This window comes from Vibrio sp. Isolate22, assembly GCF_022398115.1.
GTDB lineage: Bacteria > Pseudomonadota > Gammaproteobacteria > Enterobacterales > Vibrionaceae > Vibrio.
Genome location: NZ_JAKEUW010000032.1, coordinates 1 through 24,280 on the forward strand (window position 1 = coordinate 1; position 24,280 = coordinate 24,280).

Annotated in this window: 17 protein-coding genes; 12 read left to right on the forward strand and 5 right to left on the reverse strand. The window is 45.8% G+C overall.

Annotation, left to right across the window (positions count from 1 at the left end):
• The 4 genes from L1D55_RS17135 to erpA all read right to left on the reverse strand — a co-directional run.
• On the reverse strand, nt 1-154 hold a 154-nt coding region (locus L1D55_RS17135), incomplete at its 3' end, for a transposase (protein ID WP_239918246.1).
• A gap of 172 nt (nt 155-326) precedes the next feature.
• Complete coding sequence (locus tag L1D55_RS17140; protein WP_239918227.1) at nt 327-3,419, reverse strand: efflux RND transporter permease subunit; 3,093 nt, start codon at nt 3,417-3,419, stop codon at nt 327-329.
• A gap of 10 nt (nt 3,420-3,429) precedes the next feature.
• Nucleotides 3,430-4,554 carry an efflux RND transporter periplasmic adaptor subunit gene (locus tag L1D55_RS17145; protein ID WP_239918228.1) on the reverse strand — a complete coding sequence of 375 codons (1,125 nt, stop codon included), beginning with the start codon at nt 4,552-4,554 and terminating at the stop codon, nt 3,430-3,432.
• A 251-nt stretch (nt 4,555-4,805) separates the two neighbouring features.
• On the reverse strand, nt 4,806-5,147 hold the full coding sequence (gene erpA / locus L1D55_RS17150; RefSeq protein WP_004738231.1) for an iron-sulfur cluster insertion protein ErpA: 342 nt from the start codon (nt 5,145-5,147) through the stop codon (nt 4,806-4,808).
• Nucleotides 5,148-5,443: 296 nt separating this feature from the next.
• Between erpA and hemL the strand changes: the two genes are divergently transcribed.
• Nucleotides 5,444-6,739 carry a glutamate-1-semialdehyde 2,1-aminomutase gene (gene hemL, locus L1D55_RS17155; RefSeq protein WP_004738229.1) on the forward strand — a complete coding sequence of 432 codons (1,296 nt, stop codon included), beginning with the start codon at nt 5,444-5,446 and terminating at the stop codon, nt 6,737-6,739.
• Nucleotides 6,740-6,870: 131 nt separating this feature from the next.
• On the opposite strand, the gene L1D55_RS27590 is transcribed toward hemL, so the two are convergent.
• Nucleotides 6,871-6,996, reverse strand: a complete 126-nt coding sequence (locus L1D55_RS27590) for a hypothetical protein (protein WP_019824360.1) — start codon at nt 6,994-6,996, stop codon at nt 6,871-6,873.
• Nucleotides 6,997-7,072: 76 nt separating this feature from the next.
• Between L1D55_RS27590 and L1D55_RS17160 the strand changes: the two genes are divergently transcribed.
• The 11 genes from L1D55_RS17160 to L1D55_RS17210 all read left to right on the forward strand — a co-directional run bounded on the left by L1D55_RS17160 (nt 7,073) and on the right by L1D55_RS17210 (nt 24,186).
• Nucleotides 7,073-8,158, forward strand: a complete 1,086-nt coding sequence (locus L1D55_RS17160; protein ID WP_239918229.1) for an AI-2E family transporter — start codon at nt 7,073-7,075, stop codon at nt 8,156-8,158.
• Nucleotides 8,159-8,268: 110 nt separating this feature from the next.
• On the forward strand, nt 8,269-9,291 hold the full coding sequence (gene rsmC, locus L1D55_RS17165; RefSeq protein ID WP_239918230.1) for a 16S rRNA (guanine(1207)-N(2))-methyltransferase RsmC: 1,023 nt from the start codon (nt 8,269-8,271) through the stop codon (nt 9,289-9,291).
• Between the two features lie 216 nt (nt 9,292-9,507).
• Complete coding sequence (locus tag L1D55_RS17170; protein ID WP_239918231.1) at nt 9,508-12,897, forward strand: response regulator; 3,390 nt, start codon at nt 9,508-9,510, stop codon at nt 12,895-12,897.
• 698 nt (nt 12,898-13,595) lie between these two features.
• Nucleotides 13,596-15,278: an ABC transporter substrate-binding protein gene (locus tag L1D55_RS17175; RefSeq protein ID WP_171367365.1), complete on the forward strand. Its 1,683-nt coding sequence runs from the start codon at nt 13,596-13,598 to the stop codon at nt 15,276-15,278.
• Nucleotides 15,279-15,447: 169 nt separating this feature from the next.
• Entirely contained in the window at nt 15,448-16,434 is a 987-nt protein-coding gene (locus L1D55_RS17180; RefSeq protein ID WP_004738220.1) for an ABC transporter permease, read from the forward strand.
• 2 nt (nt 16,435-16,436) lie between these two features.
• A complete protein-coding gene (locus tag L1D55_RS17185; RefSeq protein ID WP_008222181.1) occupies nt 16,437-17,462 on the forward strand; it encodes an ABC transporter permease in 1,026 nt (341 codons plus the stop codon).
• A gap of 2 nt (nt 17,463-17,464) precedes the next feature.
• The gene (locus L1D55_RS17190) at nt 17,465-18,448 is read left to right on the forward strand and encodes an ABC transporter ATP-binding protein (RefSeq protein WP_008222182.1); all 984 of its coding nucleotides are present in this window, start codon (nt 17,465-17,467) and stop codon (nt 18,446-18,448) included.
• 88 nt (nt 18,449-18,536) lie between these two features.
• On the forward strand, nt 18,537-19,532 hold the full coding sequence (locus tag L1D55_RS17195; protein ID WP_105025506.1) for an ABC transporter ATP-binding protein: 996 nt from the start codon (nt 18,537-18,539) through the stop codon (nt 19,530-19,532).
• A gap of 98 nt (nt 19,533-19,630) precedes the next feature.
• Nucleotides 19,631-21,352 (forward strand): glycoside hydrolase family 9 protein, encoded by a 1,722-nt coding sequence (locus L1D55_RS17200; protein ID WP_239918232.1) that lies wholly within the window; start codon nt 19,631-19,633, stop codon nt 21,350-21,352.
• A gap of 2 nt (nt 21,353-21,354) precedes the next feature.
• Entirely contained in the window at nt 21,355-22,239 is an 885-nt protein-coding gene (locus tag L1D55_RS17205) for an N-acetylglucosamine kinase (RefSeq protein WP_239918233.1), read from the forward strand.
• A gap of 12 nt (nt 22,240-22,251) precedes the next feature.
• Nucleotides 22,252-24,186 carry a family 20 glycosylhydrolase gene (locus L1D55_RS17210; protein ID WP_239918234.1) on the forward strand — a complete coding sequence of 645 codons (1,935 nt, stop codon included), beginning with the start codon at nt 22,252-22,254 and terminating at the stop codon, nt 24,184-24,186.
• Nucleotides 24,187-24,280: the final 94 nt, after the last annotated feature.

The window sequence follows — 24,280 nt, forward strand, 5'->3', positions numbered from 1 at the left end:
AAACGTTTATACATCGATAAACTTCTTCGTTTATACATCGATAAACTTCTTTACCTACATTGTTTTTCAAAATCCTAAATCGATACTTTGGTGTCCACACTATGTGATATTGACATCTCCAAAATACGTGGGAAGCTTGATTATATCTGCTCATGTTATTTGTCCTCTTTGACTTCGCTAAAAATCAAGGGAGCATTTAACATGGGTAGAACTACAGGCAAAGCCAAACTGAATGATAACCACCTACTGAAGTAGGTGGTTTAGGGCTAAAAACAAAAAAAGCGCCCATCAAGGCGCTCTTTTTTATGCTCTTCAAACTACGATTACTACTGTTTTTCGGGTTTGTTGTTTCGCCCTAGCATCAACAAACAAGGAGTCAGCACCAAAGTCAGTACAGTGGCAAACGCCAAACCACCGGCTATAGCGGTCGCGAGCTGTGACCACCATTGGGTGCTCGGCGCACCGAATTCTATCTTTTGATTAATCAGATCGATGTTCATCTCTAACACCATAGGCATTAAACCTAAGATAGTCGTAACCGTCGTCAGCATTACAGGCCTTAAACGCTGAACACCCGTTCTTAGAATCGCATCTCGTTTATCTAAGCCTCTTTTGATGAGCTGGTTATAAGTATCAATCAGCACGATATTGTTGTTCACCACTATGCCGGCGAGTGCTATTACTCCAATACCCGACATCACAATGCCAAACGGGCGTTGGAAGATCAGTAAACCAACGAACACGCCAACCGTAGAGAACAAGACGGCACTTAGAATTAAGAAGGCTTGATAGAAGCTGTTGAACTGAGTGATAAGAATCAAAGCCATAACCGCTAGTGCTACTAAGAATGCAGTTTGCAAAAAGGCTGACGAGTTCTCTTGCTCTTCATTTTGACCGCGAATACGAAAGTCTACGCTATCCGGAAGCCCTAGCTCGCTTAACGCCAGCTCGATCTTTGGTAGCTCGAGAGCAAGGTTATACCCTTCTTCCATATCTGCCATGATGTTGACGACTCGCTTACCATCAAGGCGCTTAATGGTGTCTTGCTTGTGGTCTGGAACGATCTGAGCAAAATTAGTTATCGGAACCAAGCCTGCCGGCGTTTTGACTCTTAGCTGGTCGAAACGTCCGATATCCCTTTTATCATTCGGATAACGCACCAAGATATCGACTTCTTCTGCTGAGTCATCAGGAAGATAATCACCGATCTTTAATCCATTAGTGACGAATTGAACGGTATTACCCACCAAGGTAGCGTCAGCGGCAAAACGCGCGGCATCGTCGCGGCGAATATCCACTTTCCAGTCGATACCATCTTTACTTGCTGTATCGCTGATATTGGTCAGTGTTTGATTACCATCCGCCCAACTTCTTACGATTTTTGCTGCCTGATTGAGCTGCTCTGGTGTTTTAGCGGATAGCTCGATAACCAAGTCATTTTCAACTGGTGGACCTGCATCTGGGAACTTGTATTCGATCTCAACGCCAGCGTACTGGTCGGTTTGTTGCTTTAACTCTTCAATGATCGCTTTCACGCTACGGCGATATTGCCAGTCGACAGGCGTAATCGAGATCAAACCAATCTGGTCGTCACCTCCGGTACGCGTATAAACGCTATCGAATTCTTCATGATTCAACATCACTTGCTCAAGATCACGCATGATGTCATCTTTCTCTTGAATAGAGAGATCACCATGAGAGCGCACTTTAACGTTAAAGAATGGCGGATCGACCTCTGGGAAAAACTCGGCACCTAAGCCAGCTTTGGAGTAAGTAAATCCGACTGCAACCGCAAGCAATATCGCGCTAAAGAGAATTTTAAACGGATGTTTAATCGCTAAAGAAAGTGTGTGGTAATACGCCTTAGTTAAGCCTGTCGCTTGAGAAAAGTCGCCGTTATGCAGGGCGACCATTCGAGCTTGATTCTGAGGCGAAACGTACTGAGGCTTACCAATCAAGCCACCTAAAACGGGCACAAATAACAGCGCCATAATCAATGAAGCCGTCAAAGTCGCGATCAGGGTTAGTGGTAAGAACTTCATAAATTCGCCCGTCACGTCAGGCCAGAACAACAGCGGAGCAAACGCCGCTAAAGTCGTTGCGGTAGAGGCGGTAATCGGCCATGCCATCCGCTTGGCTGCATCTCGGTAGGCATCTTTACGCCCTTCTCCCTCTTGCATCCGCCTATCTGCAAATTCAGTCACCACAATAGCGCCGTCCACCAGCATTCCGACTGCCATAATCAGCGAAAACAGCACTACGATGTTAACGGTCAAACCGAATACCGAGAGGACGAGTAATCCTGTCAGGAATGAACCGGGAATAGAAATACCCACTAGCAAAGCAGTACGCACACCAAGAATAGCTATGATAACGATCACCACCAGAATAATGGCGGATAAGATATTGTTTTGCAGATCATTGAGCATGATCTTCACATCTTTAGATTCATCCTTGGTGTACTTAACGAGTAAATTATTTGGCCATTCAGCTTGCTGCTGAGCGCTAGCCATTACCGCTTTCACCAGCTCTACCGTTTCAATGATGTTCTCACCAGCACGCTTCTTGATATCCAAGACCACGGCAGACTTACCATCTAAGCGAGCGAAGCTCTCTGGATCTCTAAACGCTCGGCGTACTGTCGCCACATCACCAAAAGTAACGACCTGTTTACCATCCACTTTGATCGGTAACTCAAGCACATCTTTTAAAGAGTTAAACACCGAAGGCACTTTGACTGAGAAACGGCCATAACCCGTATCAACAAAACCGGCGGCAACCACCCGATTATTCAATGCAATCAGGTTATAGATATCCGCTTGGTCTAGGCTGTAACTTTCCATAAGCAGAGGATCAACGATGATTTCAACGATGTCTTCTCGATCACCTGCAATATCGACCTCTAGTATTTGGCGATAGCTCTCTAGTTTATCTCCTAGCTCTCGGGCAATTTGTACAATGGTGCGTTCAGGAACGGTGCCGAATAACACGACAGATAGCACTGGGTCCTCAGAAGCGAGGGTTACTTCATTAACGGTCGGCTCATCACTGTCTTCTGGAAGTTTTGGTTTGGCAAGATCAACGGCGTCACGTACATCTGCCATCGCTTTGGTAAGATCAACCCCAACATTAAATTCCAACACCACAGAAGCATGCCCTTCTGCGGCAGTTGAATTCATCTCTTTTACGCCTTCAATGGATCTAAGCTCTTGCTCGATAGGTCGCACCAACAAGCGTTCAGCATCGGTTGGCGATATCCCTTGGTGCCCAACGGAAACGTAGATAATCGGGATAGTGATATCTGGACTCGATTCTTTGGGGATCGTGATATAGGTAATAACACCAGAGACCAAAATGAGTGCCAACAGAGAAAGCATGGTGCGAGCACGAGACAAGGCTGCATCAATAATTGAATACATCGATTACCTCCTACTCAGCCGCTGAACTTGAGAGATCAGCACCTTGCCCAACTGCAATCACCGAATCACCATCACGAACAAAGCCTTGTCCAACTGTGATAATGTCAACCTGTTGCCCTAAGCCAGTGAGCCACACGCCATCTTGCTCTGCCTTAACGAGCTGTATACCGACAAATTTCACGCTTGGTGTATCACCGACTGACACCAATGTTTTAACCCCGAGATTTCCGGCTTCATCCAATGCCAGCATCGCTGGTGTCACCTTAATAGCATCTCGTGTTTCTAGATTGAGCTTCACTTCAGCGCTCACACCTGCGGGCAGTAGGCCTTTAGAGTTATCGATTTCAATTTCGATTGGGAAAGTATTGGTAGAAGCTGAAGAGATTCGAGACACATAACGCAATCGCCCTTCCACTTCATCTCTGCCAAGTAGACGAACTAATGCGTCTTGATTAACTAACAGATGCTGAATATGACGCTCACTGACGTCCGCTTCAATCACCAGAGGGTCGAGGTCAATCACACTAGCAACGGGGTCACCGACTCCAACGAAATCACCGAGCTCGACCATTAAATCTTGAACCACACCCGAGAAAGGCGAAGTAATCACAGTATTCTTTAAAGCCAACTCCGCATTGCGCATCATAGCTTTCGCTTCTGTTAACGAAGCCTCTGCAGTGGTGTAAGCAATTTCCCCTTGCAGCCCTCTTTTCTTAAGTGACTGCGCCGCTTTAAATTCTTTCTGCTTTAGGCGATATAGAGCCGATGCCCGTTCTAGCTGTATTTCCAAGTCGCCTTTATCGATCTGAGCAATGGCTTGGCCTGCTTTAACGGTATCACCCTTGGCAACGTTCAGCCTGACGACCTTTCCTGCAACTTCTGCGCCTAGGCGTGCGTGTCGATCTGGTGCTGTTCGACCGTATAAATCAATGGTTCTAAATGTGGGTAATGACGTAAATGTTTGGTAAGAAACCTTGGCTAATGGAATCTCTGTCGCTTTTCGCTCAGGCGACTCTTCGGCTTGTCCCACACCTAAACCCAGCCAGATAGAAAGCAGTATGACCAAAGTAAGAGAGACCAACCACGGCTGCTTAAGTTTCTGAAAAATTGGCGAATTAGAAAATAGAGTGGGCATAGCAAATCCTTTTCTGGCGCATTAGGCGCGTAAATTAGCTCAGTCGCATCGTGTGCAACTTCCTGATGCACATGAGTAACCTTAACAGACCAAGGACAAATGAAGTTGGACACTATCGACAGTTTGAAAAATATGCCGTGTACTAAATGGGAAGTGAAAATGTAGGGTGTAAAAAACAAAAACGCCGAACATAAGTCCGGCGTTTACGATGCTTCGAATATGGCTTTCAATTAAGCGACGTTAATCTCGGCCTATACGCTGAATGATGCACCACAACCACATGTAGTTGTTGCATTTGGGTTGTTCACAAAGAAACGTGCGCCTTCTAGGCCTTCTGTGTAATCAACCACACCACCCATTAGGTATTGTAGGCTCATTGGATCGACAACCAGTGTTACACCACTGTTTACAATAGTAGTGTCGCCATCATTTACTTTTTCATCGAATGTGAAGCCGTATTGGAAACCACTACAACCACCACCTGTAATGTATACACGCAGTTTTAGCTCTGGGTTTTCTTCTTCAGCAATCAGCGTTTGTACGCGGGTAGCTGCTGCATCAGAAAAAGACAATGGGATATTTGCTTCGCTCACGACAACCTCTCTTACCTGTGTCAAAAACAACATGATACAAATCTAATTCGAGACCATAGTTGTTGAGTATTTTCTTATATTCTGCTGATTATCCAATACCTGACTGAAACGTTCAAGTATTCACCACCTGATCGCCGTTTTTCCTGCTAAAAACTCATCAAATAAAAACAAAATGAATGTGCAACCACACAAAATAATCAGATTCGGGCGATTATATCAGCTAAACCATTCCTAGTTGGATTATGGATAGGTACAATGCCTGCCAATTGGTCCGACAGTCAAAAGAGGATATATCAATGACCAAATCAGCAGAGCTGTACGAAAAAGCACAGCAAACTATTCCTGGTGGCGTAAACTCTCCAGTTCGTGCATTCAATGGCGTAGGTGGTTCTCCAATCTTCGTTGAACGCGCTGATGGCCCACTTATTTTTGATGCTGATGGTAAAGCATATATCGACTACGTTGGCTCTTGGGGTCCAATGATCCTTGGTCACAACCACGCTGTTATCCGTGATGCTGTAATTGAAGCAGCTCAACGCGGTCTTAGCTTCGGTGCTCCAACTGAAACTGAAATCAAAATGGCTGAGCTTGTGTCTGAAATGGTTCCTTCAATGGAACAGCTACGTATGGTTAGCTCAGGTACTGAAGCAACGATGAGTGCTATTCGCCTTGCTCGTGGCTTTACTGGTCGTGACAAAATTCTTAAGTTTGAAGGCTGCTACCACGGCCACGCAGACAGCCTACTTGTAAAAGCAGGTTCTGGCGCTCTGACTCTTGGTCAGCCAAGCTCTCCAGGCGTACCAGCAGACTTCGCTAAGCACACACTAACGGCAACATTCAACAACCTAGACTCTGTACGTGAGCTGTTTGAAGCCAACAAAGGTGAGATCGCTTGTATCATCGTTGAGCCAGTAGCGGGTAACATGAACTGTATCCCACCAGTAGAAGGCTTCCACGAAGGTCTACGTGAGATCTGTGACCAAGAAGGCGCGCTACTGATCTTTGATGAAGTGATGACAGGTTTCCGTGTTGCTGAAGGCTGTGCGCAGGCTTACTACAACATCAAGCCAGACCTAACGTGTCTTGGTAAAGTTATCGGTGGCGGTATGCCAGTGGGTGCTTTTGGTGGTCGTAAAGACGTAATGCAGTACATCGCACCAACGGGCCCAGTTTACCAAGCTGGTACTCTTTCAGGTAACCCAGTAGCAATGGCTGCGGGCTATGCATGTCTGAACCTTCTTCGTGAAGAAGGCAACGAGAAGCGTCTAGCATCAAAAACTAAGCAGCTAGCGAATGGCTTCAAGCAACTTGCTGACAAGCACGGCATTCCAATGCTAGTTCACCAAGTTGGTGGCATGTTTGGTTTCTTCTTCACAGAACAAGAAGCTGTAACTTGCTACGAAGATGTAACTAAGTGTGATGTAGAACGCTTCAAGCGCTTCTTCCACCTAATGCTAGATCACGGCGTATACCTTGCACCTTCTGCATTCGAAGCAAGCTTCACATCTCTTGCTCATGGTTCAAAAGAGATTGAAGCGACACTAGAAGCCGCTGACCGTTCTCTTGCTATTATTGCTGCAGAAAGCAAATAATCAAAAGCGCGAATAAGTCGCTAACTGATTGAATTTAGGGCTGCATTAACGCAGCCCTTTTTAATGGATAGCACTAAGCTTGCAAGGGAAACTCCCTCTATCACATCCGTCGACCTATGTCGGCAAAGTGCTTAACGTTCCCAGAACAAGAAAACCAACAGCATCAGCGTACCAAGGAACATTCTGAACCAAGGGAGCTCTTTTTTCGTTTGCTGCTCTTCATCTTGGCATTTCTTATCTTTATTACAGCATCCCATTATCAAAACTCCTCATTGCTAACTCTCTGTTTTGCAGCCATTATAAACTCAGAACGCAAATATAGAGACCATTACCGTGTCAGAAAAAATTAAAATCAATTCCAGTCACTGGGTAATCATCATTGCGCTGCTCGCCGCGGCTTATGCTTGTTACCTACTTATAGAACCTTACGTTAATTCAATCGTGATGGCCTTCATCATTTCATTGTTAATGTTTCCGATCCATGAGTGGCTTGAAAAGAAGATCCCAAATAAAGCAAACCTCGTCTCATTGCTATCTTGTGTGATCTTAACCTTTATTATTGTTATCCCTTTACTGGCAGTATTTGCAGCGATCGTGCAGCAAGGCTCTCTATTTTCTCAGAACACCTATCAATGGGTCACCCATGGCGGGATTCAAACCCTATTTGAGCACCCTATCGTAGTTAAAGCGCTATCTTTCATTAATAACTACCTGCCTTTCGATAACATTGAACCGAAAGCTATTGCACAAAAAGTTGGCGAGTTCGCGACGAGCTTTGGCTCTAAGCTTGTCGGCATTAGTGCGAAGATCCTTGGTGATGCGACCAATTTCTTGATGGACTTCTTCTTGATGCTGTTCGTTCTGTTCTTCCTACTAAGAGATCATGACAAAATCATCAGTGTGGTTCGCCACATTCTTCCTCTGTCTCGCAGCCAAGAAGACAAGCTTCTCGCTGAGATTGAGCAAGTATCAAAATCAGCAGTGATGGGATCATTCCTAACTGCAATCGCACAAGGTATAGCTGGTGGTTTCGGTATGTGGATTGCTGGCTTCCCAGGACTGTTCTGGGGCACCATGATGGGCTTTGCCTCTTTCATCCCGGTGGTCGGTACTGCGCTAATCTGGATCCCAGCGGCGGCTTACTTGTTCTTAACCGGTGACTCGACTTGGGCTATCTTCCTAACGGTTTACTGCGTGGCAATTGTTGGTTCGATAGATAACCTACTACGACCGCTGTTAATGCAAGGCAGTGCGGGTATGAACACCCTGATGATTTTCTTCTCGCTACTGGGTGGTATCCAACTATTCGGACTGATTGGTCTTATCTACGGCCCGCTGATTTTTGCGATTACCATTGTTCTATTTAACATCTACGATGAAGAGTTTAAGGACTTTTTAAATCAGCAAGACAAGAGTTAAACCGCTCTTCAATCACTTACTTGCCGAACGAGTATTAAACACTTCAAGCTTTGGGCGGATTATGCGAAAATCCGCCCTCATTTTTTGCTAACAATTCAATAGAGTGTCCTATGTCAGCTTATATTGCCCCAAGCCAGATTGCTGAGCGCCAACTTGCCTACTTTGAAGGCAAACATGTTTTAGTTGCCGGTGAGGCTGAAGACTTATTTCCTGTTGAGTTAGCAAAACACTGTGAGTCTGTTTCTGTATTTACTTCAAACTACAGCTACTACCGTCAGCTTGAAGTCTACAGCGCTATTCAACGTTTTTACGGTGCTGAGTTTACCGAAGAGACCAAAGCTGACTTAGTGATGCTGTACTGGCCAAAAGCAAAAGCTGAAGCTGAGTTTTTGCTGGCGATGCTGTTTGCCAAACTAGGCAAAGATACTGAGATTGTTGTGGTTGGTGAGAACCGCTCTGGTGTGAAAAGCATCGAGAAAATGTTTGCCGCTTACGGTAAGGTCGCAAAATACGATTCAGCGCGTCGTTGCTCTTTCTACTGGGGTCAATGCTTTGAGCAACCAGCCGCATTTGACTTGCAAGACTGGTTTAAAACCTACACGGTGAACATTGGTGAGCAATCTCTTACAGTTAAAAGCCTACCAGGTGTCTTTAGCCATGGTGAATTCGATGTCGGTAGCCAGCTTCTGCTCGATACTTTGCCAACCTTGAAGGGTAAAGTGCTGGACTTCGGTTGTGGTGCCGGCGTACTCGGTGCAGTGATGGCCTCTCGTAATCCTAATATTGAGCTTGAGATGTGTGACATCAGTGCATTTGCAGTGGCGTCTAGCCAAGCAACACTGGAAGCGAACGGATTAACGGGCAAAGTTTTCGCTTCTGATGTCTACTCTGATACAGCGCAAGACTATCAATTCATTATCAGCAACCCACCATTCCACTCAGGCTTGGATACGAGCTACAGTGCAACAGAAACCCTTCTGGCACAGGCTCCACAGTATTTAAACCGTTCTGGTGAGCTGATCATTGTTGCCAACAGCTTTTTAAAATACATCCCGATTATTGAGCAAGCATTTGGAAAATGCGCGACTCTAAATAAGACCACTAAATTCGCGATCTACCACGCAAACAAGTAGCCTCTCTAGCACAGCGCAGGGTCATTATCTGCGCTTTCTGTTCATATTTTTATCAAAAGTCTATAAAAGTGAGCTTTTGCACACGCTTTAAATACCACTTACTTGTCAAAGTAAAAAAACTCGTTAATTTCGTTAAATTGGAAACCATTAATTCTATTCTCTGTACTTGTTTTCGCCCCTTTTAGCAGTACATCAAAGGAAAGTAGTACCCAATTTATGTTTAGATTTTATCGTAAGCAGAAGTTTAAGCGCCTTCAAAACACCCTAATGCTGGCATTTCTTGTCCTTAGTATTACTCCAGTGACACTTATCGCGATATTCTTCCTTCAATCGCACAGTCAGGATCTTCAGGAACAAAGCACTTCGCACCTTGTTTCTGTTCGTGATACTAAGCAACAACAGATTGTCGACTATCTACAGGCTCAAGAATCCCAGGTGATGGGCTTTGTGCGCTCAGAACTAGCCAATGCCAGTGGTGGACGCTTCTATGGCTTGATCAATGCTTTCCAGCGTTTGGGGTTGGATATTGACGAAGCTCGCAGCAATGCTCAGCAACGTTACATTCAAGGTTCTGGTGATCAGATCAAAACATCCATTCTTCCAGAGTCGAGCAGCTATATTGGCAGTGAACGCTATCGCTTGCTGCATAAGCGCTACCATAACGCGTATCTAGAGCTGCTTAAACGCTCTGATTTTGACGACATTTTATTGGTTGATATCAACGGTAACGTGGCTTACTCCGTCTTTAAGAATGACGATTACGGCACTAACTTGCTAACCGGTAAATACAAGGACTCAAACCTAGGTATTACCTTCAAGCGACTAGCCAAAGACGTCACTGACCGACGTAAATCCAACGAAGATTACACGCCAGTTATTGTCTCTGACTTTAAGGGTGAGAACGGTAAACAAACTGCATGGCTAGGTGCACCTATTGTGCAGCAAGGCTATTTACACAGTTACGCAATGTTCAGACTGCCAATCAACGGCATCACTAAGCTGATTGCAGATCTAAACAAGAGCTCTAACATTCAGACTCTGCTCGTTGGTAGTGACCACTTACCTCGTAGCCTTGCTCACACGCAAGAATCTATCAATCTAAGCCTAGATGTGGTGGACAAAGCACTGGCAGGCCAAACCGATGTTGGCACATTCGATAACACCCAGAATCAAGCTATCATCGCAGCTTATACACCTATTGAACTCAAGTATGCCACTTGGGCTTTGATCGTTGAGCTTCCAGAAAAAGAAGCCTTCGCACGTATTCACCAGCTAGAAAAGATCTTCGTTATCGTGATGCTCACGGCCATCATTCTGGTAGTGGTTGCATCGCACTATTTATCAAACTTCATCACCTCACCGCTGCTTAAACTGACCTGGGCAGCTGAGAAAGTCTCTGCTGGCGATCTTGATGAAACCATGATCAATACCGAGCGCAAAGACGAAATTGGTCGCTTGGCTGTCAGCTTTGAGCGAATGCAGCGCTCGATTCGTGACAAGATGCAGCTGATCAAGAGTCAAAATGATGAACTTGAGGACAACCTTAAGACCATCCAGAAACAAAATGATGAGTTACAGCTAGCCAACAAACTCAAAGATGAATTCTTAGCAACCACCTCACACGAGTTGAGAACACCTCTGCACGGTATGGTTGGTATTGCTGAAGCATTGATATCAGGCGCGAATGGCCCTATCCCGGCCAACCAGAAATACCAGTTGGATATCATTATCAATAGTGGTCAGCGACTAGCAACCTTGGTTGATGACCTGCTTGATTATCACAAGATGCGTTACGGCAGTTTGGACATTAAGAAATCTGCCGTTGATCTGTCTGCAGCCACTAGCTTGGTGCTCGAGCTATCTCACCATCTATTGGGCAATAAACCGATTCGTATCATTAACCAAGTACCAAGCGATTTAGGGCTAGTGTCATCCGATCCTCAGCGCCTTGAGCAGGTAATGTATAATTTGGTCGGCAACGCCATCAAATACACATCAGAAGGTAAAATCGTTATCTCTGCGAGTGTCATCGACGACAACATTCGTGTGCAAGTGGTCGATACAGGTCAAGGCATACCAGCAGAGTACCTTGAGCATATCTTCGAACCTCTGATTCAAGCAGGCCAAGACGCCAGTAACTATCGCCAAGGTGCAGGCCTTGGTTTATCGATCAGTCGTCAGTTAATTGAATTAATGGGTGGTTCATTGTACGTAAGTAGTCAGCCAATGCTTGGCACTACGTTCAGCTTCACTCTGCCTTTAGCGACAGAAGAAGAACTTAAAAACTACAACGAATCAGGTAGCTACTCACACTTCAAGGCGCCTGATTTGATTGATAACACGCAGCAGGAAAACAGCGTCATCAATGAAAACCCTGATGGTCCGCTACTGGTTATCGCGGATGATGAACCCGTTAACCTTCGTGTACTAGACAGCTTCTTGAAACTAGAAGGTTATCGAGTACGTACAGCCTGTGATGGCCCTGAAACCATCGAGTTGATTGAAAAAGAGAAGCCAGAGCTATTGCTGCTAGACATCATGATGCCGGGCATGAGCGGCTATCAAGTGTGTGAAACACTGCGTAAGCAATATGACCATGCGCAACTACCGATCATAATGCTGACCGCGCTCAACCAAGCAGAAGACCGAGTACGTGGCTTCGAAGCTGGCGCTAATGACTATTTATCTAAGCCGTTCAACAAGCAAGAACTAGCCGCTCGAATCACAGCGCATCTATCAGCAAGTAAAGCTGAGCAGAGACGCCTTGAGAACGACCAACTACAACTCGAACTCAAGCACAGAGCGATGGTTGAAGCTAACTTGCTAGAAACTCAAGGACGCTTACTCGAGCAGCTAGAATCAGCGCCAGAGGCCATCATCTGCATTCGTGATGACCAACGCATTCGCTTTGCCAACGAAGCCGCAGCCAAACTGTTTAGACGTGGCCAAGAGCAACTCAAGCGCTCAATGGCCGACGAAATCATCGCACCTAAATACCTTAAGGTGGAACAAGCACACTACTGTGGCGATATCGACATCTATATAGATGACACACGTCAGCGCATACCAAGTGACATCCTCAAGTTACCTGAAGGCTCTGGGCTAGACACCATGTACATCTTCAATGTTGGCGGTGGTGTTAACTCAAACCGTATTAATAACCTTGAGACGGCTGTTGAAGCGCTTTCTAGCTATGCTTTTGAAGGTGATAAGGACAAACTGCAACAATTGAAAGAACTCGGTGGTGAATTTACTCGTCTTGCTGATAAAGCCACTGGGGAAGGTAAAAACAAACAAGAGTTAATGCGTGAAGTCTTAGTCGACGCGATGACCAACGCCATCCTTTACTGGGAATCGGTTACCGGAGAAACCAAGTTTGCGTTCGCAGAGAAGAGTGGCTTATGGCGCGTTTATCTCGACAGAAGCACGCTACAAACGCGAACGTTAGACAAATATCTACGTGTAGAAACGCTGCCTAAAACACCTCGCTGGCGAACAGTTCTAAGCTCTATCGAGTTCATTCTCGAACACTGTAAAGAGCAGACACCAGAGAGAACGCACATTGAGATGCTCAGAGACAAACTACAGAAATTACTGACCAGTTAATCCTGAACTAACATCACTCTATTAGCCCACCTTACGTGGGCTTTTTTGTGCATATAAGAGTCGTAAAAAGCACAATTAGAGCCATTCACACCCACTTCTTTTACAGCTTTAAACAAGAGAAACATCACGCTATTTCGACGTTATGAGTATCCGCATCAGCTACCAATTTTCGCTCTATTCTCCACCGATTCTAACCGTAGCCTGACTATTTGTTGCAGTTTGAGAAGCGAGTCACAACAGAACGGCAGATTTAATTTTCTCGGAAAATTTAACGTGAAATTAGTAAGTGACCAAGATCTACAATTAGATTAAATTAGAAACAACCGCCATCTTTAAAAACACCTGATGTAAGTAACCACTCACATACAATATTCAACACTCAACTAGTTGCGAGTCACATCACCCTAACAATTACGAACAAAAAACCACCAAAGCGCCCTATTTTGACGTTAATGACGTGAGGTTATCTGTTTTTAACGTTTTTGACGGGAAACGAGTTTGATTAATTCATCGATAAGGTGTTTTCTTACTCCTGCCAAAGGCCTACAGGCCACTCTTACCACTTCTCAGAAACAGCGATGAATCTGGAGCAACGAAGAAGAGGTAGGCCTTTAACCAGAGTGTGTATCTACTAACCAATTAGCGATAGATAACATTCAATCCATTAGTGAAATGAAAGCAAATAGTAAGGAACAGCTATGCTTGCCAATATAAAAAAAACAGCACTAGCAACAGCAATTATTGCAACTGCTACGACAGGTTTTGCATCAGTAGCAACAGCTGCAGAACGCAGCGAACTGACTATTCACCCGAAAGAGTACACAACATTCGTACGTAACTTTAACCCGTACCTTGGTGCTACTAACCTTCATACTACAACTGACTTCCTATACGAGCCGCTAGTAGTATTTAACGAAATGCACGGTAACACTCCTGTGTTCCGTCTAGCTGAAAACTTCAAAATGTCAGATGATCTGATGAGCGTTGTTTTCGACATTCGTAAGGGTGTTAAATGGTCTGATGGAGAAACTTTCTCTGCTGATGACGTTGTTTTTTCTTTCAACCTTGTAAAAGAGAAGCCAGAGCTTGACCAATCTGGTATCAACTCTTGGGTAACTTCTGTAGAAAAACTAAACGACAACCAAGTTAAGTTCAACCTAACAGAAGCAAACTCAAACGTACCTTACGAGATTGCTAAAGTACCTGTAGTACCTAAGCACATCTGGAAAGACGTTAAAGATCCATCAACGTTTACCAATGAAAACCCGGTAGGTTCTGGTCCATTTACAGAAATCGATACGTTTACAGCGCAACTATACATCCAGTGTGCAAACCCGAACTACTGGGATGCAGACAACCTAGATGTTGACTGTCTACGTGTTCCACAAATTGCGAACAACGACCAATTCCTAGGTAAAGTTGTAAACAGTGAAATGGACTGGACGTCTTCTTTCGTTCCAGATATCGACCGTACGTACGCGGCAGCTAGCCCTAAACACCACTACTGGTACCCGCCAGCAGGTACACAAGCATTCGTTGTTAACTTCAAGCACCCAGATGCTGCGAAGCATGAAGCATTAAGCAACGTTGAATTCCGTCGTGCCTTCTCAATGGCTCTTGACCGTCAAACTATCATCGACATCGCATTCTACGGTGGCGGTACAGTGAACGACTTCGCATCTGGCCTTGGCTACGCATTCGAAGCTTGGTCTGATGAAAAGACTCACAACAAGTACAAAGGCTTTAATACTTACAACGCTGAAGGCGCGAAGAAGCTTCTTGCTGACGCTGGCTTCAAAGATGTAAACAACGATGGTTTTGTTGATACTCCATCTGGTAAGTCTTTCGAACTAATGATTCAATCGCCAAACGGCTGGACTGACTTCAACAACACAGTTCAACTAGCGGTAGAACAGCTAAACGAAGTTGGCATCAAAGCGAAAGCTCGTACGCCAGACTTCTCTGTATACAACCAAGCAATGCTTGAAGGTACATACGACGTAGCATACACAAACTACTTCCACGGTGCGGATCCATACACGTACTGGAACAGTGCTTACAACTCATCACTACAATCTGGTGACGGTATGCCTCGTTTCGCTATGCACTTCTACAAAAACGAGAAACTAGATGGTCTTCTAAACAGCTTCTACAAAACAGCTGATAAGAACGAACAGCTAGACATTGCACACGGTATCCAGCAAATCATCGCTGCAGACCAAGTGACAATCCCTGTGATGTCTGGTGCTTACATGTACCAATACAACACAACTCGCTTCACTGGTTGGTGGAACGAAGAAAATCCAAAAGGCCGTCCAAACATTTGGGCTGGTATTCCAGAGCGTCTACTTCATGTACTGGACCTAAAACCAGTTAAATAAGTAATCGTTCAATCCTTGCGGCGTAATCTCTTACGCCGCTTATAAAAATCCCCACACTCTCAATTGAAAGTATGGCGCTCGTCGTCAGGGGATTTTTCGTTCCAAATTTCGCTAGGAGCGACCTGAATCCAGAAACAGGGAAACAATCTGGGTGAGTAAGGTGTGAGTTATGGGTTATTTTTTAAGACGTTTGTCATTTTATTTTGTCGCGCTATTAGTTGCAGCGACGTTAAACTTTATTATTCCAAGAGCAATGCCTGGTGACCCAGTTACCATGATGTTTGCGAACGCTTCTGTACAAGTTACTCCAGAACGTATTGCGGCAATGAAAGAGCTATTAGGCTTCGTTGATGGCGGCTTACTAGTTCAATACGCAGCGTACATGAAGAACATTCTTAGCTGGGAACTTGGTACATCAATTCAATTCTACCCTCTTTCTGTAAACTCATTGTTGGGTGGAGCATTCGGCTGGTCGCTGTTCTTAGCAGGTACCGCTGTAATTCTTTCTTTCTCTATCGGTTCAATCCTAGGTATCTTCGCGGCATGGAAACGTGGCAGCAAATACGATGCCTTTGTAACGCCAGGAATGCTGATTCTACAAGCCGTTCCTCAAGTCGTTATCGCGATGATTGCACTGTTTACCTTTGCCATCGGCTTGAAGTGGTTCCCTACGGGTTACGCTTACACCGCTGGTACTGTGCCTGATTGGACAAGCTGGGCATTCATCAAAGATGTTGCTTACCACGCTTTCTTACCACTGTTCTGTGCTTCAGTTGTTCAAATTGGTGGCTTCCTAGTCAACATGCGTAACAACATGATCAACCTACTTGCTGAAGACTATATCACTATGGCGAAAGGCAAAGGCCTGAGCGAAAACCGAGTGGTATTCAACTACGCAGCACGTAACGCAATGCTACCAAGTGTGACCGCACTTTCTATGTCGCTAGGTATGGCAATCGGTGGTCAGCTAATTATCGAAATCATCTTCAACTACCCAGGTCTTGGCAGCGTACTTTTCAACGCAATTAACGCTCGTGACTACCAAGTACTGCAAGGTCAGCTACTTATCATGACGCTATTCATGCTGTTCTTTAACTTGGTTGCAGACATGCTTTACGTAGTTCTTGACCCTCGTCTTCGTAAGGGTGGTAAATAATCATGAAAGACTTTCTAAAACTCATTTGGCGTAACCCGATGGCCCTAACAGGCGTCATCATCCTAAGCATCTTTGTTCTTGGCGCTCTTGCAGCTCCATTGATCACCAAACATGCACCAGACAAGCGTACAGGTAACCCACACGAATACCCTGGCTTTGTTGTTAAGTCTGCACAAACTAGCCCTAACGGCTGGGTAGCACAAAACCTTGCTGACGACCGTCGCACACTGATTATGTCTAAAAAGGCTGACCACGTATTAGGTACGACTCGTATGGGCCGTGATGTTTGGTCACAAGTGGTATACGGCGCACGTGTATCGCTAGCTGTAGGCTTCGGTGCTGGTCTAACAGTATGTTTACTAGCAACCGTTATCGGTGTTTCTGCAGGTTACTTCGGTGGTCGTGTCGATGACGTACTAACCGCTGCAATGAACATCATGCTGGTTATCCCTCAATACCCATTACTGTTCGTGGTAGCAGCTTTCATCGGTGAGGCAGGGCCACTTACAATAACCTTGGTTATCGGCTTTATGTCCTGGGCTTGGGGCGCCCGTGTTGTTCGCTCTCAAACTCTTGCACTGCGTGAAAAAGAGTTTGTTAAAGCAGCAGAAGTACTTGGTGAGTCTCCAATTCGCATCATCTTCGTTGAGATTCTGCCAAACCTTATCTCTATCGTAGGTGCAAGCTTCATCGGCTCAGTAATGTACGCAATCATGATGGAAGCAACGATCTCGTTCCTAGGTCTTGGTGACCCGAACACAATCAGCTGGGGCATCATGCTTTACAACGTTCAAACCTCTTCATCAATGCTGATTGGCGCTTGGTGGGAATTGCTAGCTCCTTGTATCGCACTAACAATGCTAGTAACAGGCCTTGCCCTGCTTAACTTCGCTGTCGATGAGATTGCTAACCCGCAACTACGTTCTCACAAAGGTATGAAGCGTTGGAAGAAGCTTGCAGCTCAAGACAAACAAGAACGCGAACCAGAACTACCACCACAAAATGCACTTTGGAGCGGAGATAAATAATCATGTCTGAACCACTAATTTCTATCCGCAACTTATGCGTGGATTACATCACAGAGTCAGGCGATGTGCGTGCGTGTAACAACGTTAGCTTCGATATCGCACCTGGTGAAGTCTTTGGTCTAGCCGGTGAATCAGGTTGTGGTAAATCAACCGTTGCTTTCTCGCTAATGCGCCTTCATAAGCCGCCAGCTTACATCAGCGGTGGTGAGGTTATCTTCAATGGTGAAAACATCCTTGAATACAGTGATGACCGTATGCAAGCGTTCCGTTGGAGTGAGATGTCGATGGTATTCCAGAGTGCGATGAACGCACTCAACCCAGTATTACCAATGGAAGAGCAGTTCTGTGACGTAATCATGCGTCACACGAACATGACTCGTGAGCAAGCTAAAAAACGCGCTGAGGGCCTGCTGGAAATCGTAGATATTCACCCGAGCCGTTTGAGTGACTACCCTCACCAATTCTCTGGTGGTATGCGTCAACGCCTGGTTATTGCTATCGCGTTAGCACTGAATCCAAAACTGATCATCATGGATGAGCCAACAACAGCACTCGATGTGGTTGTACAACGCGAAATCCTACAGAAGATCTACGCGCTAAAAGAAGAGTTTGGTTTCTCGATTCTGTTCATCACCCACGATTTGTCGTTGATGGTCGAGTTCTCTGACCGCATCGGCATCATGTACTCAGGTGAACTTATCGAAGTCGCTAACTCACAAGATATTCTAGAAAACCCTTACCACCCTTACACCAAAGGGCTGGGTAGTTCTTTCCCTCCACTAACAGGGCCAAAGACAAAACTAACCGGTATTCCAGGCAACCCTCTGAACTTATTAGAGATCCCTGAAGGATGTCGCTTCCAAGCTCGTTGTGACCGTGTACATGAAACCTGTACTAAGGTGCCAACCAAGCTGCGCTCAATCGAGCCGGGACACTTGTCGAACTGCCACCTGTACGGTGACCCAATAGTACAAAGGAAGCTATAGCTTGCACGCTGATTCAGCGTGAATAACGAATAAGGCGGCTTCGTCCGCCAAAAAGCAAGCAAAGCGAATAAGGATTCTGGAGACAATTATGAGCAAAGATTTCGGTCAATTATTGGTAGAAGGTAAGAACGTCGTAAAAGACTTCCCAATAAGCAGTACCACCATTCAAACCCCAATGATGCGTGCGATTAACGACGTGTCATTCAAGATGTACAAAAGCCGCGGCCTAGCCGTCGTTGGTGAGTCAGGTTCAGGCAAATCAACCACAGCAAAAATGATCGCAAAAATGTACGCACCTTCGGGCGGTACCATTGAGTACAAAGGCCGTGATATTCAAGATATCTCAAGCCGTAAAGATCTGATGCAGTACCGTGAAGGTGTGCAAATGGTATGGCAAGACCCGTTTGGTTCTCTAAACCCAACACACAACATCTTCCACCATATCGCTCGACCACTGTTGATCCACAAGAAGGTAACTCCAGGCAACAAGAGAGAGCTAGAAGAGCGTGTATACGATCTTTTAGAACAAGTTGGCCTTATCCCACCAAAAGAGACAGCGAAAAAGTATCCACACCAACTGTCTGGTGGCCAACGTCAGCGTGTCAACCTTGCACGTAACATCGCGGTAGGTGCAGAAGTCGTTCTTGCCGATGAGCCAACATCAATGCTCGACGTTTCGATTCGTGCCGGCGTTCTGAACTTGATGGAAGAGATGAAGTTTGAGAAGCAAATGTCTCTGCTTTACATCACCCACGATATCGCAACCGCGCGTTACATCGCTGAAGACCTATCAGTAATGTACGTGGGTCACATGGTTGAATGGGGCGATACCGATGACGTTATCGCTAACCCTCAACACCCTTACACCCAACTATTGGTTTCAGCGGTTCCAGATCCAAAGAAATCAATCCATGACCAATTGGCCGGCAACAAAGGTGAAATCCCACTTTGGACGCCAGCATCTGTCGGCTGTCCATTCGCTGGCCGTTGCACTCACGCCATGGACAAGTGTAAAGAGCAACTTCCTGGTGTGACTCAATTAGCAGAGAACCACTTCGTTCGCTGTTACCTACACGAAAGCTAAACATTAAGACTGAGTTAGGGTCTGCGGGCCCTAACTACTTATATCCAAAACAATTCAGGTACCTAGCCACAAGAAACTAGGACCTTTGGAGAATATTGATGCTGTTATTGACCAACCATATTGGCTACGAATCTTCGGCTCCTAAGCAAGCTATTCTACAGACAAAAAAAGCGCGTTTATCAAGCTCCACTGTATTGCTAGTGTGTGCCGACAACCATATTACCGTGGGTAACTTCGACGTTGTAAAACAGGGTCGCGTAGCAAACTGGCATCAAGGGCAATTCTTCACGATCGACTTCAGCTCATTCACAGAGAGCGGCCGTTACTACCTACGCTTTGACAACCTTCGTTCAGAAGTGTTTGAGATTGGTCATAACCTACTAATGAACCACACATTTTCTGATGTGCTTCACTACTTTAAGTCACAACGTTGTGGTGGCATTTTTGATAAGAAAGATCGTCAAGCCCAAATTCTTGGCACCGATCGATACGTTGATGTACATGGTGGGTGGTACGACGCATCAGGCGATGTGAGTAAGTATTTTAGCCACTTGTCTTATGGCAATTACCTAAACCCACAACAGATTCCAATGGTAGTTTGGAACATGCTCAAAAGCGTGCGCTTAACTAGCAACAACCCAGACTTCCCTAAATTCTCAATGACACGACTAACGGAAGAAGCGCTATTCGGTGCCGATTTCTTAGTACGTATGCAAGATGCGGCCGGCTACTTCTACATGACAGTATTCGACAAGTGGAGCAAAGATATCAACCAACGCGACATCTGCGCGTACTCCACTCAAGAAGGCCATAAATCAACAGACTTGCAAGCCGGCTACCGACAAGGGGCTGGTGTGGCTATTGCAGCACTTGCCGCAGCGTCTGAACTAGACATATCGGGTAGCTACTCGAGCCAAACCTATCTTGATACCGCGACCAAAGGTTACTGGCACCTAAAAGAATACAACTTGCAGTACCTAAACGATGGTGAAGAGAACATCATCGATGAGTATTGCGCCCTACTCGCAGCCAATGAGCTTTACCGAGTAACACAAGACGAACAGTACCTTTCAGAAGCCAGAATTTGGGCTACGAGATTGAGCGCTCGCCAGCAATCTGATGACGCATTTGAGCACTTCTGGTCAGCCAATGCTGATGGCTCTCGTCCATACTTCCACGCTGCGGAAGCTGGGTTGCCAGTGATAGCCCTGTGCGAATACATCAACAATGAAACTGACGCAGAGCTGAAAGAACAAGCTCGCGCGGTTGTTGAACAAGCATGTCAGTTCGAAATCAACATCACCGACAAAGTCACCAACCCATTTGGCTACCCAAGACAGTACGTTAAGAATGTGGATGGTGATAAGCGCGATGCTTTCTTCGTCGCTCAGAAGAACGAAACCGGCTACTGGTGGCAAGGCGAAAACGCTCGTCTTGGTTCAATTGCAACTATGGCTTACCTCGTTCAACCACATATTAAAGATCGTGACTTACAAGAACGTTTGATCCAGCTTTCACAGAACAGCCTCGACTGGATCTTAGGCCTCAACCCTTACCACATGTGCATGCTTGATGGTCACGGTCATAACAACCCTGACTACTTACCTCAGCTTGGTTTTTTCAATGCCAAAGGCGGTATCTGTAACGGCATTACCGCTGGCTTTGAAGATGATCAAGACATTGCGTTCAATCCACCAGCACAAAAAGATGACATGCTTCAAAACTGGCGCTGGGGCGAACAATGGATCCCTCACGGTGCATGGTTCCTATTGGCAACCGCTGCGCAATTCAATTACCTAGCACAACGTAAGGAGCAATAATCATGACGCTTTATTACGTAGGTATTGATGGTGGCGGCACCTCTTGTCGTGCTCGTATTCGCGATGACCAAGGCACACTCATTGGTGAAGCGAAAAGCGGCAGCGCTAACATCCTTTTGGGTGTTGATGTGGCGATGAGCTCAATTGTCGATGCTATTACTCAAGCGGCGCAGCAAAGGCAACTCGATTCAAGTCATTTTTCAAATATGCATGTCGGTCTGGCGCTGGCTGGTGCTGAGCAAAGGTCAGCATGGTTCGACTTCATGGCACAACCGCACCCTTTCGCCAGCATGACTTTAAACACAGACGCTTACGGCGCTTGCATTGGTGCTCACAATGGCCAAAACGGTGCCATCATGATAGGTGGAACAGGCTCATGCGGTATCTACCTACAAGATGGTGAGCAACATGTCGTTGGTGGTCGTGAGTTTCCAATTTCCGACCAAGGTGGTGGCGCGGTGATGGGTCTTCGTTTGATTCAACAAGTCCTGCTTGCAGAAGATGGTATTCGCAAAAAAACGCCACTGACTCAACACGTAATGAACCACTTTGGCAATGATGTGGATGCCATCGTCGAATGGTCAAAAGGCGCTATTCCAAAAGACTACGGTCAATTCTCGCCAGTGATTTTTCAACTGGCTAACGAAGGCGATGAGCTAGCTATCGAGATGCTAAAGCAAACCGCCGCTGATATCGAAATGTTTGTACTAGCACTGCATCGCAAAGGTGCAGACAAGGTGTGCCTAATGGGAAGTATCGCAGAGCGTATTCTCAACTGGCTATCACCACCGGTACAACAGTGGATCGTTGAACCTCAATTTGACGCTATCGAAGGCGCATTGATGTTTGCCGGAAAACCACAACACAACTTGTATCAACAGGCTTAGCAGGGAAGTTATATGAATTATCGCATCGACTTAGCTGTTCTTTCTGAACAAAAAAATAACTGCCGATTTGGCCTTACGGTACATAACTTAAGTGATCTTGACGTTACAGATTGGTCACTCCACTTTGCATTTGACCGATTCATCCTTCCAGAGAGTCTGTCGCAAGGCGAATTAACTCAGGTAGGAAGCTTTTGTTCTTACCAACCAAGTGCCACCGTGTTAAAGGCGAACAACCATTACTACCTAGAATTCAGTATTCAAAGCGCCCCATTCCGTTTCTATTCTGATGGTCTCAATGACGCCTTTATACAAACGCATAACCAAGGTGAAACCTCGGTACTGCCAATAGCAATATCACCAATAGTGCTGGCTTCACCATATCGTGAGCGCAGCCAAATCCCAGAAGTAGATGCGGCAGCGGTAGCACTGATCCCCCAACCGAATCAATTCGAGCTGAAACAAGGCAGCTTCGCACTGAACAAAGCGTGCAAAGTTGAAGTTCAGTCTCACCTGGCCGAGAAAGCCAGTGCTTGGCTACAACAAGAATTACTGACTACGTTTGAGCTAGCGGTTTCAACAGAACTATCAGCAGAAGCTAGTGGAGATATTCTATTTCGCAGTAACCCGACTTTAGATGAAGCCGAGTACAAGCTAAAGATCACAGCAGAGCAAGTGGTCGTAGAGTCCGGCAGTCAATCTGGCTTCACGCATGCCGTCGCCAGCTTAATCCAATTGGTTCAACAACAAGATGCTGAACGCTTCTCTGTGCCATGCTGCAAAATCGCCGATCAACCTCGTTTCAAATACCGCGGCATGATGTTGGATTGCGCACGTCACTTCCACTCTGTGGAGCAAGTGAAGCGTTTAATCAACCAACTCGCCCACTACAAATTCAACGTTTTTCATTGGCACCTAACCGATGATGAAGGTTGGAGAATTGAGATTAAGCGACTACCTCAGCTAACAGAAATTGGGGCTTGGCGTGGTCCTGATCATGCATTAGAACCGCAATATACCCACATTGCAGAGAATTATGGCGGCTTCTACACACAGCAGCAGATTCGCGAAGTTATTGAATACGCAGAGCAACGCAGCATCACGGTGATCCCAGAGATCGATATCCCGGGACACTGCCGCGCCGCGATCAAATCACTGCCTGACATGTTGGTAGAGCAAGCGGACACCACTCAATACAAGAGCATTCAGCACTACAACGACAATGTACTAAACCCAGGCTTATCGGGTACTTATCAGTTCTTAGATATCGTTATTGAAGAAGTCGCAGAACTCTTCCCGAGTGAATTGATTCACATGGGCGCAGACGAAGTGCCACCTGGAGTGTGGACCAACAGCCCTGCTGCTCAAGCACTGATGAAAGAACATCAATACCAAGACAGCAAAGATCTACAAGGCCACCTGTTCCGCTATGCCGAGAACAAACTTAAGCAGCTAGGCAAGCGCATGGTGGGCTGGGAAGAAGCACAGCACGGCGACAAAGTGAGTAAAGAGACCATCATCTACTCTTGGCTCAGCGAAGAAGCCGCTGTGAACTGTGCTCGCCAAGGCTTTGATGTGGTTCTGCAACCGGCACAATTTACTTATCTCGACATGACCCAAGATTATGCACCGGAAGAACCGGGCGTAGATTGGGCTGCCGTTATCCCATTAGAACAAGCTTATACCTACGAAGCGCTTGCTGAGATATCCGACACCGACCCAATTCGTAAGCGGATCCGCGGAATTCAGTGTGCTCTATGGTGTGAGATCGTCACCAACCAAAAGCGTATGGATTACATGGTATTCCCAAGAATTAGCGCTTTAGCTGAAGGATGTTGGACACATAAAAACAACCGAAACTGGCTAGATTACCTGTCTCGCCTGAAGGGTCACTTGCCGCTACTCGACAGACTCAATGTTGATTACCGCAACCCTTGGAAAGCTGAATAAAACAAACCACAGCACACTCCCACCGAGTGACTGCTGATTCAAATTAAGGTGCTCAGTCTAATAAAACTCAGCATCACTATTTAAAAATTAGCTG

Excerpts from the sequence above, each read along its gene's own strand:
- L1D55_RS17140 (WP_239918227.1), bottom strand. The coding sequence starts at position 3,419 with ATGTATTCAATTATTGATGCAGCCTTGTCTCGTGCTCGCACCATGCTT.
- L1D55_RS17145 (WP_239918228.1), bottom strand. The coding sequence starts at position 4,554 with ATGCCCACTCTATTTTCTAATTCGCCAATTTTTCAGAAACTTAAGCAG.
- hemL (WP_004738229.1), top strand. The coding sequence starts at position 5,444 with ATGACCAAATCAGCAGAGCTGTACGAAAAAGCACAGCAAACTATTCCT.
- L1D55_RS27590 (WP_019824360.1), bottom strand. The coding sequence starts at position 6,996 with ATGGGATGCTGTAATAAAGATAAGAAATGCCAAGATGAAGAGCAGCAA.
- rsmC (WP_239918230.1), top strand. The coding sequence starts at position 8,269 with ATGTCAGCTTATATTGCCCCAAGCCAGATTGCTGAGCGCCAACTTGCC.
- L1D55_RS17170 (WP_239918231.1), top strand. The coding sequence starts at position 9,508 with ATGTTTAGATTTTATCGTAAGCAGAAGTTTAAGCGCCTTCAAAACACC.
- L1D55_RS17175 (WP_171367365.1), top strand. The coding sequence starts at position 13,596 with ATGCTTGCCAATATAAAAAAAACAGCACTAGCAACAGCAATTATTGCA.
- L1D55_RS17180 (WP_004738220.1), top strand. The coding sequence starts at position 15,448 with ATGGGTTATTTTTTAAGACGTTTGTCATTTTATTTTGTCGCGCTATTA.
- L1D55_RS17185 (WP_008222181.1), top strand. The coding sequence starts at position 16,437 with ATGAAAGACTTTCTAAAACTCATTTGGCGTAACCCGATGGCCCTAACA.
- L1D55_RS17190 (WP_008222182.1), top strand. The coding sequence starts at position 17,465 with ATGTCTGAACCACTAATTTCTATCCGCAACTTATGCGTGGATTACATC.
- L1D55_RS17195 (WP_105025506.1), top strand. The coding sequence starts at position 18,537 with ATGAGCAAAGATTTCGGTCAATTATTGGTAGAAGGTAAGAACGTCGTA.
- L1D55_RS17200 (WP_239918232.1), top strand. The coding sequence starts at position 19,631 with ATGCTGTTATTGACCAACCATATTGGCTACGAATCTTCGGCTCCTAAG.
- L1D55_RS17205 (WP_239918233.1), top strand. The coding sequence starts at position 21,355 with ATGACGCTTTATTACGTAGGTATTGATGGTGGCGGCACCTCTTGTCGT.
- L1D55_RS17210 (WP_239918234.1), top strand. The coding sequence starts at position 22,252 with ATGAATTATCGCATCGACTTAGCTGTTCTTTCTGAACAAAAAAATAAC.